The organism is Bacillus sp. 41-22, from assembly GCF_025809295.1.
GTDB lineage: Bacteria > Bacillota > Bacilli > Bacillales > Bacillaceae_G > Bacillus_A > Bacillus_A mycoides.
This window is the reverse complement of record NZ_CP084035.1, coordinates 2,312,662-2,333,089: the sequence shown is the minus strand read 5'-3', so window position 1 is coordinate 2,333,089 and position 20,428 is coordinate 2,312,662. Positions and strand designations below refer to the sequence as shown.

Here is a 20,428-nt window from a genome sequence, read left to right as displayed (position 1 = left end):
TGTTATTTCCTTGGACGCTGAATGAGTTTCTGCTTCATCTCATCATTAAATGTGTCAAGTTCAATTACAAATTTCTTACTAGACTCAATAATACGTTCTGACGATTTCTCAGATGCTTCAATAGCGGCAAATACATTTTGGAATGATTCACGTAATTTATCCATGCTAATTGCAGGATTTTCAAGGAGTTTTGTTGTTTCTTCTGTATTTTGTTTTAATGCTTGTGAATTGCTTAATACCATTGATTCAATCGCTTCATTTGTCGCATTAACAGCATCAATTGTTTTACGTTGATTTGTTAATGCGAGCTGAATTGCAGCTGAAACCGTTATAACGTTTTGCGTCATCGTAATTGCATTACGAATTGCCTCTGATAGCTTTTCATTATTTTTCTTAATGATGTCTACAGATGCGATAGATTGTAATAATACACTTTTCGCTTGTTGCATATTACGAGTACGCACAAGTATCTTTTCTAATGCATCATTTATTAACGGAATATCCCTTTGACGTTCTGGATTTTGTTTCTCAGCTTCAAGCATACCAGCAAGTTTTCTTCCTAAGTATACTTGTTTATCAAGAGCGTGAATTTTATCGTGTGATTGCTCTTTTAACATTTCAAGACCAACCGTATCCTCTTGCAAGTTATCACGGCCAATGAGAAGTGATCTTATAATCTCCTCGATTTGCTTATCTATAGATTGATATTTATGCACGTAATTTTCAAGCGGATTTTTCTTAAACACTTTAAACATAAGTTTCTTCATACCAGTTGCTTTTAATGAGTTTGGATCAAGTTCTGATACCACTTTTCGTAATTCTAACAATGTATTTGGAATTTCTTCATTCTTTCCATTCATCATCGCTGTCACAGGACGTTTTAAAGCTGATAGCGTTTGTCCTGCCGCTTGCTGCTCTTTATCCCCTAAGTCTCCTAGCTGCGACAATACTTTTGATAAATCTGTATTTTGCTCGCTATTTAACTTTTGTACATAAAGATCTGCTTCTTTATTTAGTTCTTCAAGCTCTGCATCTTTTATTACTGTATCCACTACTACTTCTACATTATTATCTTTCACAATCGATACAGGTTCTTTTTTCTCGAGTTCAGTCAACAAAATCGCTCCTTTATTTATATGTGCGAATTTATGTGCACTATATTTCATCTAATATATCGTATTTCATATACATTTTTGCTTGCTTGAAATCGATTTTTCAAGAAATACCTGCTTATGCAGTCATTCCCTGTTTCATAGTATAAGTATACCTGTTCTCGTCATTATTTTCCTCAGACTTAAGACCTAGAGAACAACATGCTGAAGACGGATTCTTCACAGCTTACCTTACTTATCACCACTGACTATTAATTTGAAATTCCATTTAGTTACCTTCTTAAATTCATACAATGCTCTATCTTTTGACATATACTATCTTTCAATGTGATAATTATATTAGGTCCACTTCTAATTATTCTTCCGCGCAACAAATGCTCCCTTTTGAAAAGCTAATAACACGGTTTCAAACGTAACGTCTTCTTCAATCATCTTTATAAATCCAGCTAATTCCCCCGCATGAGAAGTTGCATTATCAATTACAAGAAAACCTTTTGGCTCTAAAATACGTTTTATATGTTCCCACCACCACATGTATTGCGTACGCTCTGAATCTAGGAAAATAAAATCAAATGAACGATCTACTTGCGAATCTAAAAATGCCCCAGCCTCTTGATTATGAATATCGATTCTCTGTGTAAGATTTGCCCTTTCAAAATTTCCAAGTGCCTCTCCAACCCGTTCTGAAGAAAGTTCTACAGTTATAACATTTCCATTTGTTTCTTCTACCGCATTTGCTAGCCACAATGTAGAATAGCCATTTGAAGTTCCAATTTCTAAAATTTTTTTTGCATTGCACCCCTTTACTAATACTGATAAAAACTGCCCCATTTCACGAGAAATATTTCTTAATTTTTCTTCTCTTTTTTCTTTATGTCGATCATGCTCTTCTCCATATTGTTCAAGTTGCAATAATAATGAATCTAGAGTATTCATTTTCTCCATCGCCTTTCCAAGCAATATGATGAAAAAGTACATGATGCCCGTCTACTTTTCATTATATGCGAAATGCACACCTTTTTCCTGTTATACGACAAAGAATTAAAATTTTTTATAGCATATTGTTTCGTTTTTTGGTAAAGTTAATTTCTACGTGCAATTATTTAATTCACATTATTTTACAATCAGTTTTCAATTATAAGATAATCTAAACCCCATTTAAATGAATCGGTATTTCTAATTCAACTAAGCGCCCTTTTCGGACGCATTTTCTTTTGTTTATATATTTCTGTAAGAAAGGATGCTTACACATGAACGTGATTAACTTAGATGCTGCTAGAAGACGTAAACAGCATAAAAAACTAATGATAACTATACCGATTATTAAACGCATTTATGAAGAAGACGGGGAAATTAAATTCGAGGTAGCCGGCGAAAAAGATGTACCTCTTGAAATGTTAGAAAAATAAAAAAAAGACGCACTTCTAAAGAAATGCGTCTTTTTTTATACTGTTACATTTAAGTGCATAAGTTTTTCAGGATTAACCATCATATAAATGTTTGAAATTTTCTCATCCTCAAATATGAATGAAAGTACATACGTCACTTTATTATTTATTGTAACTATAACGCCTGGTGCACCATTTACTATTTTGAAATCAACACTATACTTTTCTGGCAATCGTTTTGCAATTCCAAAGAACAAACGTATAATTTTATCTGCAGAATAAATCGGATTAATTGCAGTTGTAACTTTACCACCACCATCTGCTTTAAATATCGCATCTGTTTTTAATACCTCTAACATGCCTTGCGTATCCCCACGCTGTAATGATGATACAAACTTTTCCACATAGGCAGCCATTTTCTTCGTACTTAATGTTGATTGCTTCGGCTTATCTAAAATACTTTTTCGTGCGCGTTGAAAGATCTTCCGGCAATTCACACTACTTTTATCAACAATTGAAGCTATTTCCTCGTAGTCATAACTGAAAACCTCTCTTAATATGAAAACAACCCTTTCTACCTCAGACAATTGTTGTAAAAGTAATAAATATGCCGTAGAAATTGATTCTTTCATTACAAATGACTCTGCTGGCTCATCAGACTCTTCCACAAATATGCTTTCATATTTTCTATAGATTGAACATCCTCTATATTATTTACCGCGATAAATACGTCATGAACGATATCTTCAGCGTCCATAACACTCCCAAGGATTCTATATGCTAATGAAAATAATAATGGTTGATACGCTTCATATAATTGCTCCGTTTCCATGATGAACTGCCTCACTTTCTAATTGCTTTAAAATGTGTAACGCTGCACGTTTCCCGCTTGCTACCGCAGCATCAGCTAATATTTCATCATGCCCAGCCCAATCTCCTGCAACGTAAACACCTGGCATTTCAGGTATATTAGGGCCCGGTTTTTCAACACGGTCAATATGAGGAAAATCATGTACTACCGTTATTTTCGGTAAATATTGCTTTGCAACAACTTCTCTTTTCCAATTAGGATGTAGCAATTCCATCGTATTTTCTAACTGTTCTTGATCATCATGAAAATGATTTATCTCAAGCATAGGATTATGGTACTTAATTAAACTCACTACAAGTGCTCCATCTTCACTTAATTTAGCTGCTCTTGATTGATTCGTAAAAAATATGGGTTGGTCTAACCCCAATGCAAAATGATGCAATGGATTCGGTAATCGTTTCAAACCAATATCTAACGCTGCCACAGTCACTTGTATTGATTGTTCACTCCATTTTTGCAAACTTGTTCCTTCTGCACCTTTTATTATTTTACAAGCTTCTTTAGGTGGAATCGTTACGACGACTGCATCAACTTCAAATACTTCATCATCCGAACAACGAATTTTTTGTACACCTTCACAATTTTCTACTTCTAATACATGCTTACTAGCCTGAAATTGCACCCCAACATTATTCGCTATATCTCTTAATTTTGTTATTATCGTCTCCCAGCCACCATCTACATAAAATACTCCTTCTTTCATAGAAAGCTGAATTTGCTTTAGTACTGATGATGCTAATTGCATTGTAGGAGCATATGTGTATGTCGTTGTTCGGCATAACGCATAAAACATATTTCGTACCATAGGATCCTGTATTTCTTTTTCTGCCCATACAGAAAGACTCATTTTTGGAATCATATTTATATCCAATTTCCCTAAATGAATCATAAGGCGAGAAAATTGTATTTTAGCTGACCATGAAAGTAACGGCGTTGATAAAATGGAGCGAAAATCCGTTGGGATAGTATATACGTCATCTTTCCATATTCCGTGTGCTTTCGTGGACGGCATTCCTCCCGTAAGATTCATACCAAGCTCGTTAAATGTTAAGAACGCTTCTCCTCCGCGGTATAAAGCGTGTGCTCCAAGGTTCATATATATGCCATTTTTATTTATTGTCATCGCTCTGCCACCAAAACGGCTTGATTTTTCTAATACAACAACTTTCCTTCCTTCTTTCGCTAAATATATAGATGCTGTTAACCCTGCAAGCCCCCCGCCAACAATTGCTACATCAAACTTTTTCATAATAAAATCCCTCCTTATCGTTCTACATACAAGACGAACGAATTAGGAGGGATGTGACATTCAGTTACACATAATTTATTTCTCCTAACCACTCCATTGCAGAATCAACTGTCAAACAGTGGCTTAAAACTAATTTATATTCCAGAAAGTGTTGGTGAACATTTTCAAAATAGTAACAGTGACAACTTCTACAAACAATCTTGTTTACATAATAATATTATTTTCTAATCACTTAAATGCTGGTACCAAACTTCACTTTCTTCTTCACTCATTTCTCCTATTATTTTTGAAAAATCTATTTTTCTATCAAATGAGTCTTTTAACATATGAAATTGTTCAAACGAGCCTGTAAATGTTTCTAATGACTTAGAACAACAAACCATTTCAATATTTTCAATTGTTGCTCCATCTAATTCTAATTCCTTTAGTCCTCTCATTCTACCTAATGCCGATCCATCCTTTACCTTTGTATCTTTCAACTTTATATTTTGAATTGACGTATTATGTTGAAAGCAATTTAAATTATCAATGGTACTATTTTCAAATTCAATTGTTATTAAGTCATTTAAATTTTGTAAAACAAGTAAATCCAATCCACTAACATTCTCTAAACCTAAAATATACAAATGCTTTAAAGTATCTACTTTTGAAATTGCATAGAGCTGCTCGCGATTTGAAATATGTACAGTAAGCGATTCTAACTTTTGAAACTGCGATAGTAACGAAAAATCTTGAATATTAGTCTGTGAAAAATCTAATTTTTTTAATGATGATATTTCTACAAGTGCCGATAGATTATTTATCCTCGTATTCTTTATATTCATTTCTTGTAAGTGCTGTAAATGTATGATTGGCGTTAAATCTTGCACCGGATTATTAACTAAATATAACTTCTTTAAAGAATTCATTCGTTCTAATCCTGTTAAATCTTTAATTTCATTCCCAGATAAAATTAGTTCCCTTACTTCCGTACATATATGTAATGGACTAATATCTACTAATCCCTTTCCACCTAAATATAGTCTCTTCTCTCTAATAAATTTATCCGCACGTTCAGAAGAACCCACAATGTTTTTCCATTCTCCATCTAAACTATCGTACCAATCTTTAACATTATTTTCAGACTGAAATATAAATTGAGGATGTAAAACAGGTAATTCAATATTAAATAATGCGTCTAAAAAATGTATATTGTTGTTAGCACCATAACTCCAATATAAATAGTCTTCCTCTTGGTGAATGGTGAAATTTTTATCTTTTAGCGTTTGTAAAATAAATAGTAAAAAATCTGAAATTCTATTTGCCATTACATATTTTACTTCTTCATCTCGTCCAAAATTAATAACTTGTCCCATTTCCCCCTTTTCATCCGGATCAACATCTATTCCTATATTGTTACCGCCATAATCCTTACTAATAGGTATCCATTTGTAATTCACATATGTTTCCTTAATACATTTTGCTGGTATTGAAAATGCATCAAAATTTAAAAACTCCTCTTCTTCAATTCTTTTCCATACTCTCCACTCATTCAAAACTTCATCTAAAGAGAGAAATGGCAAACCAAAAAACAATCCTGGTCCCGATTTAACTTCACCGTTATGCGTGAGATAAAGCATACGTAATTCATCTGGAAACGAAATTCCCATTTCGCTTTCGACATATTGAATTTCTTCTATTGTTGCAGGTGCATTCAAAAATGGTTTAAAGTGATTTTTCAATTCAACTTCTAACTCTTTTATAATTAGATTATTCATTTCCCACACTCCCTTTTTATTAACTAATAAAAAAGCTCCTTTAATTACATTAATTGTAATTAAAGGAGCTTTTTCTCGCAACCAAACTTATTTTATACTATTTCATCGAAATTCAATCATACTGCATATGTACTTGCAACTTTATTATTTAACGAACTAAAACCATCCTCACTTTCACATTTCAATAACTAGACTCATACCCTAATTTCAGATTGCATTAAAACATAGGAAAGGCGGGTAATACAATTGACTTCTAATATCGACTACACTTCCCCCTCAACCAATTTCACCCATGATTTAAATAAAAGTAATTTTTTTAAGAAAGATGCCAAAAATTATATAAACGTACTTGGCATTAAACAATTAAACACATTAGAAAACACTTCTTTATTAGATATATATTTAAGTACAGGTAATGTTGTAGAACCACATATCCATCAAAATGCAGCTGAACTCGTTTACTGTATTTCAGGATCTGCTGTTGTTTCTTTACTTAATCCATTTACGAATCAAATATTAAACTTACCGATAAAGCCAGGGCAAGTTGCCAACATTCCACAAGCGTGGTGGCATTATGAAATTGCTTCAGCAGATAATACTCATTTATTAGCTATATTCGATGCCCCAACCCCAGAAGTTATTTTTGGTTCTGATATTTTAAGATTAACTCCCGCTAATATGATGGCTCATACTTATTGCCTCAATGAACAACAATGGAAACAAGCAGTATCCCCAATTCAATCAACTACGGTAATTGGTCCCCCGGCGAACTGTAATCAAAACCGCGACATGATGAATCAGTCAACTCAGCCCCCTACTCAACAACAAAATCTATATTACCAAGATTCTTATTACTTCCCTCTTTACTGGGGGTATTAATTAGTATCATTTTAATAGAACCACCATTTATCTCCTCGGAAAATATCGAGGAGATTTTTTATCGTAACAATTAATAGAGTACATACATATAATATTTATATATTTAATTGGAGGTGATAGTACTATGAGTAATTATAACTATCGAAAAAACTACTCTAATAATAAAAATAGTAGCTCTTCAGCATCCTCTCAATCTTCGAACTCTCAATCTTCCGATTCCCAGTCACAAAGAGATTTAGCCGAGCAAGGCTATGTAAAGAAAAAAGGATGTAACTGTAATAAAAATAAATAGTTTATTACTAATTTGAGCAATGACATTTCACCGCTCATGATTAACAATTTAACCCACTAGAATATAGTTTATTTAATGGATGAATTCTGTTTTTAATAGAATTCATCTTTTTTGTTTATATGTAATTTTTCAAACCATATAACTTATTCCATAAACAATAAAGTGTAAATCATAAATTTTGATTTTTCTTATATACCAACTTAACAAAGAGTAACTTTTCAATTGATTTATTTCTAATTTCCCACAAAAAATATAGCCCCACCTAATAAAATTAGGTGGGGCTATATACAAATGCCTGTTTAAATTTCAAACAAACATTGTAACATGTTAGACGATATTAATACCTGCACTTACAAACCCAGCAACTGCAGCTATTGGACTTGCTGCTGTTAATGAAACATATAATAATACTTTATCCCCAGCCGCTACTGGAATAGCTTCAGCTATGATTCCTGATGCTGTAGAACCAATCGCTATTGCGGCAAATGCTGGTGTTAATAAAAGAGGTGCGCCTTGTACTGTAAACGTATTACTTGCTGCTGGTGCAGTTAATATTTGTATCTGCACTTGAACAGGTGTTAATGGAGCTAATGCAGCTGTTGCACTAAAGAAACCTGCTAATGACGTAATAACCCCTGCGCGTGGTGCTACAAATGCATAATCACCTATCCCTAACGCTAATGTGATACTTGTTCCACCCGTTAAAGCAACTCCAGGCTGACTAAATCCAAATCCAAGAAGAGTTCCTGTATTAGCTATTATCGCGTTAACTAACGCAGATGGTGTTGTACCTGAAGCAAACGGAATAATAGCTCCGCCACCAGTTGCTCCTGTTGCTCCTGTCGCTCCTGTTGCTCCTGTTGCTCCTGTCGCTCCTGTTGCTCCTGTTGCTCCTGTTGCTCCTGTCGCTCCTGTCGCTCCTGTTGCTCCTGTCGCTCCTGTTGCTCCTGTTGCTCCTGTTGCTCCTGTCGCTCCGCCTCCTGTTGCTCCTGTCGCTCCTGTCGCTCCTGTTGCTCCTGTCGCTCCTGTTGCTCCTGTTGCTCCTGTCGCTCCGCCTCCTGTTGGACCTGTTGGACCTGTTGGACCTGTTGGACCTGTCGCCCCTGGAGTAGCATTGATTAATTGAATTAATAAATTAAAAAGAAGTTGTAAAGTTGCAGAATCAACATTTGAGTTGCAGGATATAGGGATAAGATCTAAAGCGAAGAAGAATTGTGCAAGGGCGCTATAAAATTGTTGCAATAATGTTGACAATTGTCCTAAATTAGGTGCTGGAGATTGTAATAAAACTATAATACTTTGAGTTAATTGTTTCAAAAAATTAACTTCTGGAGAAGGTAATAAGGAATTTAAGAAAATTAAAAATTGATTAAATAAATCGAGTAACGCTAATCTGTTTGCATTACTTGGATTTGCAAAAAATGCTGAAATAGCTGATACTAATGAGTTTAGTAAAGTAATTAATTGACTTAATTGTTCCCTAGTAATAGGAACTGACTGTGGATTTTTACAACAATCTGCTGAAAAAACAATTGGATTGCAGTTATTATGACCAAAACAATTATTATTTGACATTTATTTCCTCCTTACTTTTCTTATAGTTGAGTGTTTTCCTATTCTAAGAACTATAAAAGATGCGATTGTAAAAAGTAGTTGAGTTATATGTTTCTCTTAAAATAGGAAACATGAATTATAATCAAACTTGAAAACGTAATTTAATTATGCTCATGACTCACATATTAATTATATGTTTTTAATAATTGACTGCTTAGATTAAACACCTAAACTTAAGAGTTTATTTTATTTTTCCACGTTTATCTATTAGGTCCAAAAGCACATTTTCATTTAAAAATTAAAACATAAATAAATCATTAGCATATATTCTACAAGTAACAACATCATTCTTTCAACTAATTAAAAATGATACCTTTACTAATATTGTGTTCCTTCTATAATCATGAAGCCGTTTCTATTATAAAAAACTTTCATACAATATAGTGGACAAGTTATTCTATACTTCGTTCAAAAAATAATTAAAGGAGTGAAATTTAATTGCCAATTATTCAACCATTTATCGCTTCTAGAAGATTTACATCTACACTAGGAGCTGGAACAGGAACAGGTGCAGCTTTTGCAATTGCTGCAACAGCTTGTTTAAACGATGCCGGTACTACTGCAACTGCCTTTCCGACTTTTACGTATTACAACCTCTATGTAAACGGGATAATTCAACCTAGCGTGAACTCCAGTGTCACCACAGGTCCTACTGGTGCTATTACAATTCCTGGCGGAGATGTATTAGACGGTGGAATCCCAATAACAATTGAATTTATCGTCACTTAATTTTAACTAATGTAATTTAGAACAAAAAAAGACAGATTCCTTTTTCCATTAAGAATCTGTCTTTTTTAATTAATAATAATAAATTGTAGGATAATTGAAGATCCTTGTGAGGGTGGTTCATCATCTAATAAAGTTAACTGACCAGCTGTAACTTCATAAAAAGGTTGTGGTTGAAGAATTCCATTTATAAATAGATTAATATAAGAAACTTCATTTGGTGATAAGATTTGTGTTGTACCGTATTGTGCTATACCATCTGCATTAGTATATATAAGTTTTTCCCCATCTGAAAAAGTAAAATATAATAGGTTTGTTGTTGGGATTGTTCCCGGTATTCCCGTTGGGCCGGTTATTCCTGTTGCTCCTGCTACTCCCGTTATTCCTGTTGCTCCCGTTATTCCTGTTTCTCCTGCTGCCCCTGTTTCTCCGGTTGCTCCTGTTACTCCCGTTATTCCTGTTGCTCCTGCTGCCCCTGTTACTCCCGTTATTCCTGTTGCTCCGGTTGCTCCTATTGCTCCTGTTTCTCCGGTTGGGCCTGTTTCTCCTGCTGCCCCTGTTTCTCCGGTTGCTCCTGCTACTCCCGTTATTCCTGTTGCTCCTGTTATTCCTGTTATTCCTGTTTCTCCTGTTTCTCCGGTTGCCCCTGTTTCTCCGGTTGGGCCTGTTTCTCCTGCTGCCCCTGTTTCTCCGGTTGCTCCTGCTACTCCCGTTATTCCTGTTGCTCCTGTTATTCCTGTTATTCCTGTTTCTCCTGTTTCTCCGGTTGCCCCTGTTTCTCCTGTTGGGCCGGTTACTCCTGTTATTCCTGTTGCTCCGGTTGCCCCTGTTTCTCCGGTTGCCCCTGTTTCTCCGGTTGGGCCGGTTACTCCTGTTATTCCTGTTTCTCCTGCTGCCCCTGTTTCTCCGGTTGCTCCTGTTTCTCCGGTTGCTCCTGTTTCTCCGGTTGCTCCTGTTTCTCCGGTTGCTCCGGTTGCTCCTGTTTCTCCGGTTGCTCCTGTTTCTCCGGTTGCTCCTGTTTCTCCGGTTGCTCCTGTTTCTCCGGTTGCTCCTGTTTCTCCGGTTGCTCCTGTCGCTCCTGTTGCTCCTGTTTCTCCGGTTGCTCCGGTTGCTCCTGTTTCTCCTGTCGCTCCGGTTGGAAAATTAATAGACGGAAGAGGTGGAAATGTAGGACCAATATTTTTAGAATCCATAACTTCCTTAGACATTGGTAATTTGTCATATCGATTCAAATTTGCATCTCCCTTCTATAGTATTTATTAAATGTTAGATGTTCCGAAATGTTAAAAGAATTATCTAAAAAAAAACTATTAATCTCTCGATTAAAATCTTTGTACAAAATCAAATTTAATGTAACTTACTAAAAATGAATGTATTTTAAACAGCATGCCGTTACTATAAAAAATATTATTAATAGAATATATGAAAAGTATCTCCTTTATCATAAAAATGAGGTGATTTTAATTAAAAATAAAGATAGAGAAAATCCCCAAAATAATGACGTACAATTATCCTTCCTTATAGACTAACTAGTCCTACTGGTAGTACTGGACCCATGGGTAATACCGGACCCACGGGTAGTACCGGCATAAACGTTACAACAAATTCTATGTTTGCAAATAATACAGTGGATGGAACAGTTTCAGTTGTACTAGGGTGGTACTAACATACTACTTTCAAACAATCAAAGCCTTGATAGCTTTGCAGTCAATAGTGCGAATGATTTATTTACAGTCCCTGTAACGGGACGTTATTATCTTTCTTATCAAATTAATACTACAACTGTACTTCTTGCGGGTTCAAGACTAATTTTAAACGGATCTACATCACTTCTGGGCTCAATTCTATCTCCTGCCTTATCTACTTCAAGTTATAATAATAATTTAATTACAATATTAAATGCAGGTAATACTATTTCTCTTCAATTATTCGGTCTCTTATCAATTGTCAATTTAGTCGGTGGTGGATCAACTGGCGCCTCTCTAACAATTATACGAGTTGATTAATAAATGATTCATTTTTTCTTCTTAGCTTTAAATGCCATTCCCCTATATAGATAGTAGAAACTATCTATACTAAATATTCCGGATAAACATTATCAATTTACTCTATACGCTATCAATGTTAAGTTATTTATGAAGACAGTTTCTCCTTTACTAATCATCTCAATATGTATTTGAGAAACATTCTCCAATCCTATACGCGAGAGAAATACTGTGTTGACACTCAAATGAGTGTCTTTTTTTTGTATTTTTCACATAATAAAAACCACCTTGTATAGATGGTTTTATAATTACGCTTCCCTCATATTTTTTATGTACATAAAAACTTATGAAGCTGGATAATAAATTGTCATACTCAACCGAGTTAACGTACTTCCTGAATTATAATAAGCGTGAGGTCTATCCGCCTTAAACCTGATTGAGTCTCCACTATTTAATCTATATTGACAATTATTTACCTCAATTGTCAGTTCACCATCAAACACAGTTATAAATTCCTCTGTTCCTTCTTTATGCGCTTCAGCATATAACTTTCCTTCTGTTTCAATTTCAACAGTATAGATTTCAAAATGTCTATCATCTTGAAAAGGAAAAGAAGGATACACTTTATATCTCCCATTGTCTTCTGATAATACTTGAACATCGTTTCGTAAAACCACTTTCGTATCAGGCTGTGGATTATTAATTAAAGACGTAAAAGACACTTTTAAACCATTCGCTATCTTCCATATTGTTGTTAGTGTCGGGCTTGAATCTCCTCTTTCAATTTGTCCAATCATCGTTTTACTCACACCTGTTAATTGGGAAACCTTTTCTAAACTTAATTTTTCTTTCTCACGTATTGCCTTTATATTTTTCGCCAAAATAAGTTGAATTTCTTCCATAAAAAAACACTCCTACACTATGTACAATATAACGACCGTTATGTATAATAAAAAGCGCACGTTATATTGTTCTTTTCGATCATTATAACATACAAAAAATACTTAGGGGGTTTTGAAATGCCTTTATTTTCTTTTTTATTATTTGTTTTTATTAGTAGCTTCACACCCGGTCCTAACAATTTTTTAGCTATGACATACGCAAATCAACTTGGTTTGAAAAGGAGCATGCAATTTTGCTTTGGAGTAGCTTTCGGTTTTTTCCTCCTCACTTCTTTATGTAGTTTCTTTAATATAGTACTAATTAATATTTTACCTAAAATCGAATTACCTTTAAAAATTTTAGGAGTAGCATACATGTTATATTTAGCTTTTAAAATACTCACTAGTAAAGGCAGTACGGATCCCGATGAAAAAGATAATAAAAACTTATTTACAGTGGGGATTTTTCTTCAGTTTGTTAACCCTAAAGGGATATTATTCGGACTGACTGTAGTTTCTACTTTTATTCTCCCTTACTACAATTCATATTCAAGTTTTCTACTTTTTTCATTATTTCTAGGTGTAGTCGGTTTAATGAGTACATTTAGTTGGAGCCTGTTTGGTTCAATGTTCCAAAAACTATTATTAAAACATACTCAATTATTTAACATCATTATGGCTGTTTTATTGGTTTTCAGTGCTATATCAATCGTTATAAACTAGCTCTATACTCATTCTAATTCTTATATTTTGTTTAACTGAACCAAACGCTACAGTACGTATATCTTAAGCTTTTTCTCTTATTCTCCTAAATAAAACTTTTTTCTATCTTGTACAAACAGTTTTTATCCTCATTAAATACAATATATAGACAAATAAAAGATAGGAGATTAAAGAATGGCTGATTTTTTTTATAAACATGGTAAAAAGTACTATAAAAACTATTCATATTCTCACAATAAAAAAGAGAACTGTTTCACTAAAACGCATACGATTGCTGGCTCAAATATACCGTTAGATATTATTGTACCAGCTAACACTTCAAGAATAGTTTTTGAAGATGCTACTAATAATCACAATAAAACATTACTGCAGTTTCATGTTCCTGGTACTTCTGCACCAATTGTTGTAACAATTCGTACAAGAAATTCTCGTAGACCGATTACCGCTACAATAGCTTCAGGTGAAACAAGAATTCTTCAAGTAGAAAATTTTGAAAGCCTCACTCTCACAAATAATAATAATACAAGTAGCGACATTGGTGTTTATATCCAAAAAACGTTTTGCATCTGCTGCAATGAACAAAATGATTATTATAAAGAGCATTCATATTCTATTAACGAAGATAGTAACTGTTTTGTCGAAACTCACACGATTGCTGGTTCGGGAACTACCTTAGCTGGAAATGTACCTCTCGATATTATCGTACCCCCTAATACCTCAAGAACAGTATTTGAAGATTTTACTATTAATCACAACAAAACTTTACTTCAACTATCTGTTCCTAACGATTCCGGTCCCATTGAAGTAACAGTTCAAACAAGAAGTTCTAACATACCAATTAATGCAACTTTAGTTCCTAATGAAACAAGGATCTTTCAAGTAGAAGATTTACAAAGCCTTACTCTCACAAATAATTCCGATACATTTGATTTTATTGATATATTTATCAATAAAACATTTTGTATTTGCTGTGATGACCAGAACAACCCTTGCGATGAATGTAACCATGAATACGACAATGATTATGATTGTTAATTTTAATGAAAAAGAAACCTTTCTTTGTTATATTTAGGTTGAGTAAGTGAAACAGTTGATATTAAAAAGACCACACATATTAGACATATCTAATATGTGTGGTCTTTTTATTTTTTCTTTGACTAAAGAAATATTTAGTTTAACAAGAATGTATAAGGTATAAAATCAGCTTTTACCATACTGATAACCGTTTCCTTTTATCATTTTCGTCCGTAATGTATTGAAGACTAACAACCCTTTAACTTTGCTTTATTTTTATAAGTAGTTCAGTTTTTGTGAGAAACAATCAAAATAGCATACGAATTATAAGGCTAAATCACATATCGATTTAGCCTTTAATTTTTATTAATATATCAACATTTTGAGCTTACATATCTATGAAATAGCACCCGAAATTGCATACAACATAACAGAGTGACAATATCTGTTGGTAGCCTGAAAAAAAGGGGTACTAAAATAGGAGCTAATTATTATGTTAATAAGACTATCAATTAGGAGGGGCGAAACGTCTTGCAATTCATCAAACCTAAGGATAATAATGCAGATAAAGTGTTTGATTTAAAAGTTATAATATATCTAAGATAGTTCGCTTGATAACAGGCGGGCTTATTTTTTTGAAAGGAAAATATTAATTTTATGTTAAAATAAAATTAATATTGAGAATAGTTACACTTATACATCTCTTTAATAACAAATAACTTACTAAAAAGGAGAGAGAAAGATATGTTAATACATAAAATTAATGAAGAAGTTACATTGCGAATGTTTAATGAAGGTGACGCTGAAGAATTCTACAACTTAATTATTAGTTCAAAATCATATTTAAAAGAATGGCTTGGTTGGCTCGACTATATTGAAAGCGTAGAAGATGCTGCTCAAAATATTAAAGCGAGACTAAAAGAATTTACAGAAAACGGTGGATACCCAAAATCTTTCGCCATTATTTATAAAGGGAAAATTGCAGGAACAATAGGTTTTAATGACATCCATAAGACTAATAAAATTGGTATTGTCGGTTATTGGCTAGGAGAAAACTTTCAAGGTAAAGGTATTATGACAAAGGCTTTGAAGGCTTTAATTGATTATGGATTTAAGGAACTTGAACTTAATAAAATTGAGATTAGTGTTGCTGCTGAAAATAAAAAAAGTAGAGCACTTCCTGAACGATTTGGATTTGTAGAAGAAGGTAAAATAAGACAAGCAGAGTGGCTATATGACCATTATGTAGACCACGTTATTTATGGTCTTTTGGCTACGGAATGGAAATGAATATGTAAGTAACTGAGACTTGGAACACCTTATATTTAGGTTAGATAAGTGAAACAGTTGAAATTATAAGGACCACACATATTAGATATATCTAATATGTGTGGTCTATTTTATAACTTCGAAAAGTAATTGGTAAGCTTTTCATTTTCTTTATCACGTAATCGCTTATTTTCTTCTTCAAGTTCTTTATTCTTTTTTTCCAACTTTTCAATCCTTCTTTTGAGTGAAGCGATTACGGCGTTTTGATTATTTTCATCCCGTTTAATTCGAGAGTCTACAAATGCCTTTTCTTGTTGATTTCGTAAGAAATTGATACGCTCTTTGAGCTCATTATGGTTATAAAGCGTTGCTTTGCTCACCCCAGCTTCTTCTGCCACACTATTAAAGTTAATTGCTTTAGAACTCTTGGTTAGACGTTTAATAGCTTCCTCAACCTTGGCTATAGTTGTCTGTTTCCTTTTTTCGTGTAGCTGCTTTAGTTGCTCCTCACGGTTGAAATTAGCCACGCTTAACACCATCCTTTTTCTTACGTTCTAATTGTCTCTTCATCCGGTCAAATCGTCCAAAAATGACATTTCCACCCTTGATTGTTTCGTAAATGTTTTGGTATCTTTCCAAGTTCTTTTCGTTTGCTATAACCATATCTTCGCGACCGTATTCTTTTGAGGCTTCAATCCACTTTGTCGTAGTCTCTATAAGAAGTTCATACTTTTTAACGTCAAAACTCGTCATACCTACAGCTAAATCAAAACAAGGCTTTCCATCGTTTGCTGTAAGACAAGGGGGTTCTGCTGCCAATGGACAATTCCCATTGACTCTTGCGCGACAAGTCCCGTAAGGGTTGTCCAATGCGTTTAACTTCTCATCTTTCCACATCATATCCATAATGTCTTCAGGAATATCTTCTACTTCTGAAACTTGATGGATTTCTCCGTTTAGGTCAAAGGTAAATACGCCTTGTTTAACGACCTTTTCGAATGCTTTTCTCTTTGTATCATCTAATAAACGGGCGTATCGCATCGTCATTTCAGGAGAGGCATGAGCCAATAACTCCTGTACCGTTAAAATATCGGCTCCACCATTTATCATTTTTACAGCATAAGTGTGTCTAAATTGATGTGCCTTAAAGTGAAAGATATTACCCATTTCATCTGTAATATTCTTCTTAAATGCAAGCTCGTTAAGTTTAGCTTGCACCCAAGCCTGAGAAAAGGATTTTCCCTTTCGGGCACCTCTATAACGTACAAAGATATATTTATCAGGGTTGTTATCATCATTGCTGCGTTCCTTGGAATTGTGTATCAAAACGGCTATCATATTTGCTAGTTGTTCATCAATAGGGATTTTATGACCTTTTACATATGTTTTTTCAACATCTGTTTGAATAGAATATTTACCGTTCAAGCGAATTAAACAGTCCTGTGTTACTTCCAATACATCGTTTATACGCAATCCAGTTTTATAAGCAACCCACACGATAGGTTGTACATCTGGATGAAGGTCATTAATATTTTCGAATAGTTGCTCCAATACATGGTCAGGAATGTAATCAATATCGTCATCCGATGGCTTATCAAGACCTGGATAATCTTCAGAATAAATAAGTGTATAGACTGCTTTTTCTGGTGCAATGCTGTATTCAAAACGTTGAATATCCTGTAAAAAGGTAGAAACCCGTCTTAGATTAAGAATGACAAATGCTTTTGGATTAGAGTCTTTCCTAGTTAGATTATGCTTTGCATAATTATGAAGGTACTCTAAATATTTCTCGATATGCTTTCTTGTTAGGTTGTTTAGGTCATTCCAGAATGGTTCAAGTTCACTAATAAAATTTAGAAACATTGGAAGTGCACTGCAATAGTGCCTTGCTGAACTCCAAGAAAAATTTTTTCCGCCTAACAATCTTGTTTTGATATATTTCTTAAAACACTGTTCAAAAACGACATTTTCAATATTAGAGAAATCTATAAAGTAATTCGTTATTGAAGTATTGTATTTTAATCCATAATTGGCATTTAATAATCTAATATCCCATCTGTCTTTTTCCCATTCTTCACGAGTGTCCGTTAAGGTGAATAACTTTTCATAAATAGAACGGAAAAAGTTTGCTATTGCTGTTTTATTTTCAAGCTCTCCATATAAGGGATTTTTTGATTTTGCTGTTGTTGTTACACCTTTGTAGTTCAACCACCAAATCCACTGTTTCTCAGTCTTTTCAATATCTAACTCAAAGAGAGAATGGAGGTGGGAATACTTTTCGTTAAGAAATACAACTAATCTTTTTACGTATGTTTTGTAGTTATTAAAAAGGCTGCTAAGACTCAGGTCATCGTTAAACAACTTATGATAAAAAACAAATTTTAGTTCTAAGTCAATGTTATGATTTTCGATACAGAACTTTATATATCTACCTGTTCTGTTAAATTTATTGAATTGCTCTTCAAAATTTGGAATTCGACCAATATCATTAACGTCCCAAACATCGCTGACTAAAAAGTAATCATCTTTCACAAGTCTTCTTTTTACAGTCCCATCATTGGAGATATCTTTAACCTCGTAAGAGGAGAGAGTAGAAGTGATTAATTCCCAATATTCACTTTTAGGGATTGAATTATTTGCTATGATTTTATCCAATGGTTTTCCTCCTAAAATGCTAATCTAGTTCTAAAAAGGAACTGCTTCGTCAGGGATGTCTGATTGAAAGTCCTCCTCTTTTTGTTCTTTACTTTGCCCAATTTCAAAAGCGTGAGAAGCTTTCTCCCAATCCTTACGGATATCATCTTCAGAAGGATGAACGTATAGGTTTATCGTTGTCTGTATTTGTGCATGACCTAGGCGCTCTTGCACCATCTTAATGTTTTTCGTTTGAAGATAATAAATCGTTCCGTGAGTGTGTCGGAACATATGTGGAGTAATATGTATGCCTGTTTTCTTCTCAACCTCTTTGAAGGTCGCATAGACATCAGAATAGGTAAGGGGCTCCCCGGCATTCTTCCCCCAAATCTTCACAAACACAAAGTTGTGGTCTGGATTATATTCATCAATCACTTCGTATAAATAATCATCATACAAATCCATGAGTCCTTGAGAGATGTCTAATCTTCGTTCTCCAGTCTTCAATTTGCCCCCATTTGGTAATTCGCCTCTATCTGTCAGTTGGATTGTGTGCTTCCTTTGTTTGGCATCAAATTGAAGGTCCTCAAGAAACAGGGACAGGACCTCCCCTATACGCAAGCCACTTTCGAAAAGCAACCGTACCAGAAACTTATCCCTAATGTTCGTAGTAGATTGATAGATTTCATCAACTTGTTCCTTTGTAAATACCTTTACCCTTTCTTTTGGTACGTCTAATTTAAGGATATTTTTAGAAAGTGGTTTACCCTCATTTACATGATGTAAGAAACCTTTGTATCCATTTCCACCAGCCCCAACAAACATCTTCTTCATCAGCTTTTCAACAATATCTGAGTCAACTAAATCATTTCTGTATAGATAATCATAAAATGATGTAACTACCGTAAGGTAATTGTTTACTGTTCTTTCACTGCGTTTAGCTTTTGCTTTTTTATGAGGTATTACTTTATTACTTTCGTATGGATTTCTGAGCCAAGCAACGAAATTAGATAACTTGTCAAAACTTACCTGTTGATAATTAATTCCTGTTTGTTCTAAATATGTAAAGTAAAATTTTAAAGCTGTACAGTAAGTCTTTAAAGTGTTGCTGCTACTCTCTTTGTTATGGAGGTATTTCATATACTTTGCAACAGGTTCAACAGGCAACCCGTTTGTACCCAACAGAAGATAGGCTTTTCTATTGTCAACGGATATCTCTTCCACTCTCATGAGAACACTCTCCTGTTAATTATTATTTTTAATAGTACCTCTACTCATAGTGACTACCGTTATTGTTGTTTTGTTAAGGTCCTCGAACCTAACGGTTCTGCGGAGTGCTATCCTCGCACCGAGGTTCTGCCCTCCAATTGGAATTGAACTAATATTCTGTCATTTAATCACATTTTATACATTATAAACTATATTTTCAACCTTTATTTTTCAAATGAATTATGTAAATAAAAAAGGATAATCAGCCCTCATAATGGACTAACTATCCTGTGAATTATTACCTAAATTTAATTTATAAAGGTTTCTTTTTCATTAAAACAACTAACATCCGATAATATACGTACTTACTTATCTACCGTTTCTCGTTTCTTAATAAAATAGCATTTTTGTTTATAAATTTTACACATTTAAAGTAGACAAGCATATGTTATTATATGGAGATTTCCTCCACTCATAAGTTTCTTATCTTTCTAAGAGTACGTTTATAGGCGTGCTCTTTTGATTTTTTATCCAATAACGATTTTTATATCCACACGCTTCTTACTAAGCTTCATTGCTAAATAAGGTTGGATATATTTTTTCTATTTTTGAATGTATAATCCAAAACTTATTACTAGAAACTGTACAAATACTAATAGCTCTTCAAAAAAAGAAGCACATGCTTCTGTGGCAAAAGACAATTCGAGTTGACGAATTTGATTTTTCGCATCATCAAAATCAGAAGCTACAACTTTTTATTAAATACAACTTCAGCCTTATGACCTTGCAGTATATATTGACAATACTTTAGCTAGTCATAGAAAA

General features: G+C 33.9%; 16 protein-coding genes and 2 pseudogenes. 7 read left to right on the top strand and 11 right to left on the bottom strand.

Annotation, left to right across the window (positions count from 1 at the left end; all coding sequences use genetic code 11):
• Positions 1 to 2: 2 nt before the first annotated feature.
• On the bottom strand, positions 3 to 1,115 hold the full coding sequence (locus tag LCF45_RS11905) for a toxic anion resistance protein (protein WP_002085564.1): 1,113 nt from the start codon (positions 1,113 to 1,115) through the stop codon (positions 3 to 5).
• Between the two features lie 348 nt (positions 1,116 to 1,463).
• A complete protein-coding gene (locus LCF45_RS11900; protein WP_002085565.1) occupies positions 1,464 to 2,057 on the bottom strand; it encodes an O-methyltransferase in 594 nt (197 codons plus the stop codon).
• A gap of 305 nt (positions 2,058 to 2,362) precedes the next feature.
• Here LCF45_RS11900 and LCF45_RS11895 point away from each other — a divergent pair, with 305 nt between their 5' ends.
• Entirely contained in the window at positions 2,363 to 2,521 is a 159-nt protein-coding gene (locus tag LCF45_RS11895; RefSeq protein ID WP_002085567.1) for a hypothetical protein, read from the top strand.
• Positions 2,522 to 2,556: 35 nt separating this feature from the next.
• On the opposite strand, the pseudogene LCF45_RS11890 reads toward LCF45_RS11895, so the two are convergent.
• The 3 genes and pseudogenes from LCF45_RS11890 to LCF45_RS11880 all read right to left on the bottom strand — a co-directional run bounded on the left by LCF45_RS11890 (position 2,557) and on the right by LCF45_RS11880 (position 6,377).
• Positions 2,557 to 3,332: pseudogene (locus LCF45_RS11890) on the bottom strand (sigma-70 family RNA polymerase sigma factor).
• Positions 3,310 to 4,620: a phytoene desaturase family protein gene (locus LCF45_RS11885; RefSeq protein WP_050001356.1), complete on the bottom strand. Its 1,311-nt coding sequence runs from the start codon at positions 4,618 to 4,620 to the stop codon at positions 3,310 to 3,312. The pseudogene LCF45_RS11890 and the gene LCF45_RS11885 overlap by 23 nt, the downstream one beginning before the upstream one ends.
• Before the next feature lie 224 nt (positions 4,621 to 4,844).
• Complete coding sequence (locus LCF45_RS11880; RefSeq protein WP_016120195.1) at positions 4,845 to 6,377, bottom strand: SMI1/KNR4 family protein; 1,533 nt, start codon at positions 6,375 to 6,377, stop codon at positions 4,845 to 4,847.
• 246 nt (positions 6,378 to 6,623) lie between these two features.
• Between LCF45_RS11880 and LCF45_RS11875 the strand changes: the two genes are divergently transcribed.
• On the top strand, positions 6,624 to 7,256 hold the full coding sequence (locus LCF45_RS11875) for a cupin domain-containing protein (protein WP_002127373.1): 633 nt from the start codon (positions 6,624 to 6,626) through the stop codon (positions 7,254 to 7,256).
• A 619-nt stretch (positions 7,257 to 7,875) separates the two neighbouring features.
• Here the strand turns inward: LCF45_RS11875 and LCF45_RS11870 are convergent.
• Complete coding sequence (locus LCF45_RS11870; RefSeq protein WP_002127371.1) at positions 7,876 to 9,123, bottom strand: exosporium glycoprotein BclB-related protein; 1,248 nt, start codon at positions 9,121 to 9,123, stop codon at positions 7,876 to 7,878.
• A 477-nt stretch (positions 9,124 to 9,600) separates the two neighbouring features.
• Between LCF45_RS11870 and LCF45_RS11865 the strand changes: the two genes are divergently transcribed.
• Positions 9,601 to 9,891 carry a DUF4183 domain-containing protein gene (locus LCF45_RS11865; RefSeq protein WP_002031992.1) on the top strand — a complete coding sequence of 97 codons (291 nt, stop codon included), beginning with the start codon at positions 9,601 to 9,603 and terminating at the stop codon, positions 9,889 to 9,891.
• 65 nt (positions 9,892 to 9,956) lie between these two features.
• Here the strand turns inward: LCF45_RS11865 and LCF45_RS11860 are convergent, their stop codons facing one another.
• Positions 9,957 to 11,120, bottom strand: coding sequence for a DUF4183 domain-containing protein (locus tag LCF45_RS11860; protein ID WP_263894847.1), 1,164 nt, complete (start codon positions 11,118 to 11,120; stop codon positions 9,957 to 9,959).
• Between the two features lie 323 nt (positions 11,121 to 11,443).
• Here LCF45_RS11860 and LCF45_RS11855 point away from each other — a divergent pair.
• Positions 11,444 to 11,894: pseudogene (locus tag LCF45_RS11855) on the top strand (BclA C-terminal domain-containing protein).
• A gap of 323 nt (positions 11,895 to 12,217) precedes the next feature.
• On the opposite strand, the gene LCF45_RS11850 reads toward LCF45_RS11855, so the two are convergent.
• Complete coding sequence (locus LCF45_RS11850; protein WP_016120192.1) at positions 12,218 to 12,775, bottom strand: helix-turn-helix domain-containing protein; 558 nt, start codon at positions 12,773 to 12,775, stop codon at positions 12,218 to 12,220.
• Between the two features lie 117 nt (positions 12,776 to 12,892).
• Here LCF45_RS11850 and LCF45_RS11845 point away from each other — a divergent pair, with 117 nt between their 5' ends.
• From LCF45_RS11845 to LCF45_RS11835, 3 genes are all read left to right on the top strand, one after another.
• Positions 12,893 to 13,477, top strand: a complete 585-nt coding sequence (locus LCF45_RS11845) for a LysE family translocator (RefSeq protein ID WP_001128091.1) — start codon at positions 12,893 to 12,895, stop codon at positions 13,475 to 13,477.
• 174 nt (positions 13,478 to 13,651) lie between these two features.
• Complete coding sequence (locus tag LCF45_RS11840) at positions 13,652 to 14,512, top strand: hypothetical protein (RefSeq protein ID WP_002127362.1); 861 nt, start codon at positions 13,652 to 13,654, stop codon at positions 14,510 to 14,512.
• Positions 14,513 to 15,235: 723 nt separating this feature from the next.
• Positions 15,236 to 15,781 carry a GNAT family N-acetyltransferase gene (locus tag LCF45_RS11835; RefSeq protein WP_078214698.1) on the top strand — a complete coding sequence of 182 codons (546 nt, stop codon included), beginning with the start codon at positions 15,236 to 15,238 and terminating at the stop codon, positions 15,779 to 15,781.
• Between the two features lie 110 nt (positions 15,782 to 15,891).
• Here the strand turns inward: LCF45_RS11835 and LCF45_RS11830 are convergent, their stop codons facing one another.
• Genes LCF45_RS11830 through LCF45_RS11820 form a run of 3 tightly spaced genes read right to left on the bottom strand, consistent with a single transcriptional unit; the run spans position 15,892 to position 19,624 of the window.
• Entirely contained in the window at positions 15,892 to 16,287 is a 396-nt protein-coding gene (locus tag LCF45_RS11830) for a DUF6262 family protein (protein WP_078214697.1), read from the bottom strand.
• Complete coding sequence (locus tag LCF45_RS11825; RefSeq protein WP_263894846.1) at positions 16,280 to 18,415, bottom strand: tyrosine-type recombinase/integrase; 2,136 nt, start codon at positions 18,413 to 18,415, stop codon at positions 16,280 to 16,282. The genes LCF45_RS11830 and LCF45_RS11825 overlap by 8 nt, the downstream gene beginning before the upstream one ends.
• A gap of 30 nt (positions 18,416 to 18,445) precedes the next feature.
• Positions 18,446 to 19,624, bottom strand: coding sequence for a tyrosine-type recombinase/integrase (locus tag LCF45_RS11820; RefSeq protein WP_078214695.1), 1,179 nt, complete (start codon positions 19,622 to 19,624; stop codon positions 18,446 to 18,448).
• Positions 19,625 to 20,428: the final 804 nt, after the last annotated feature.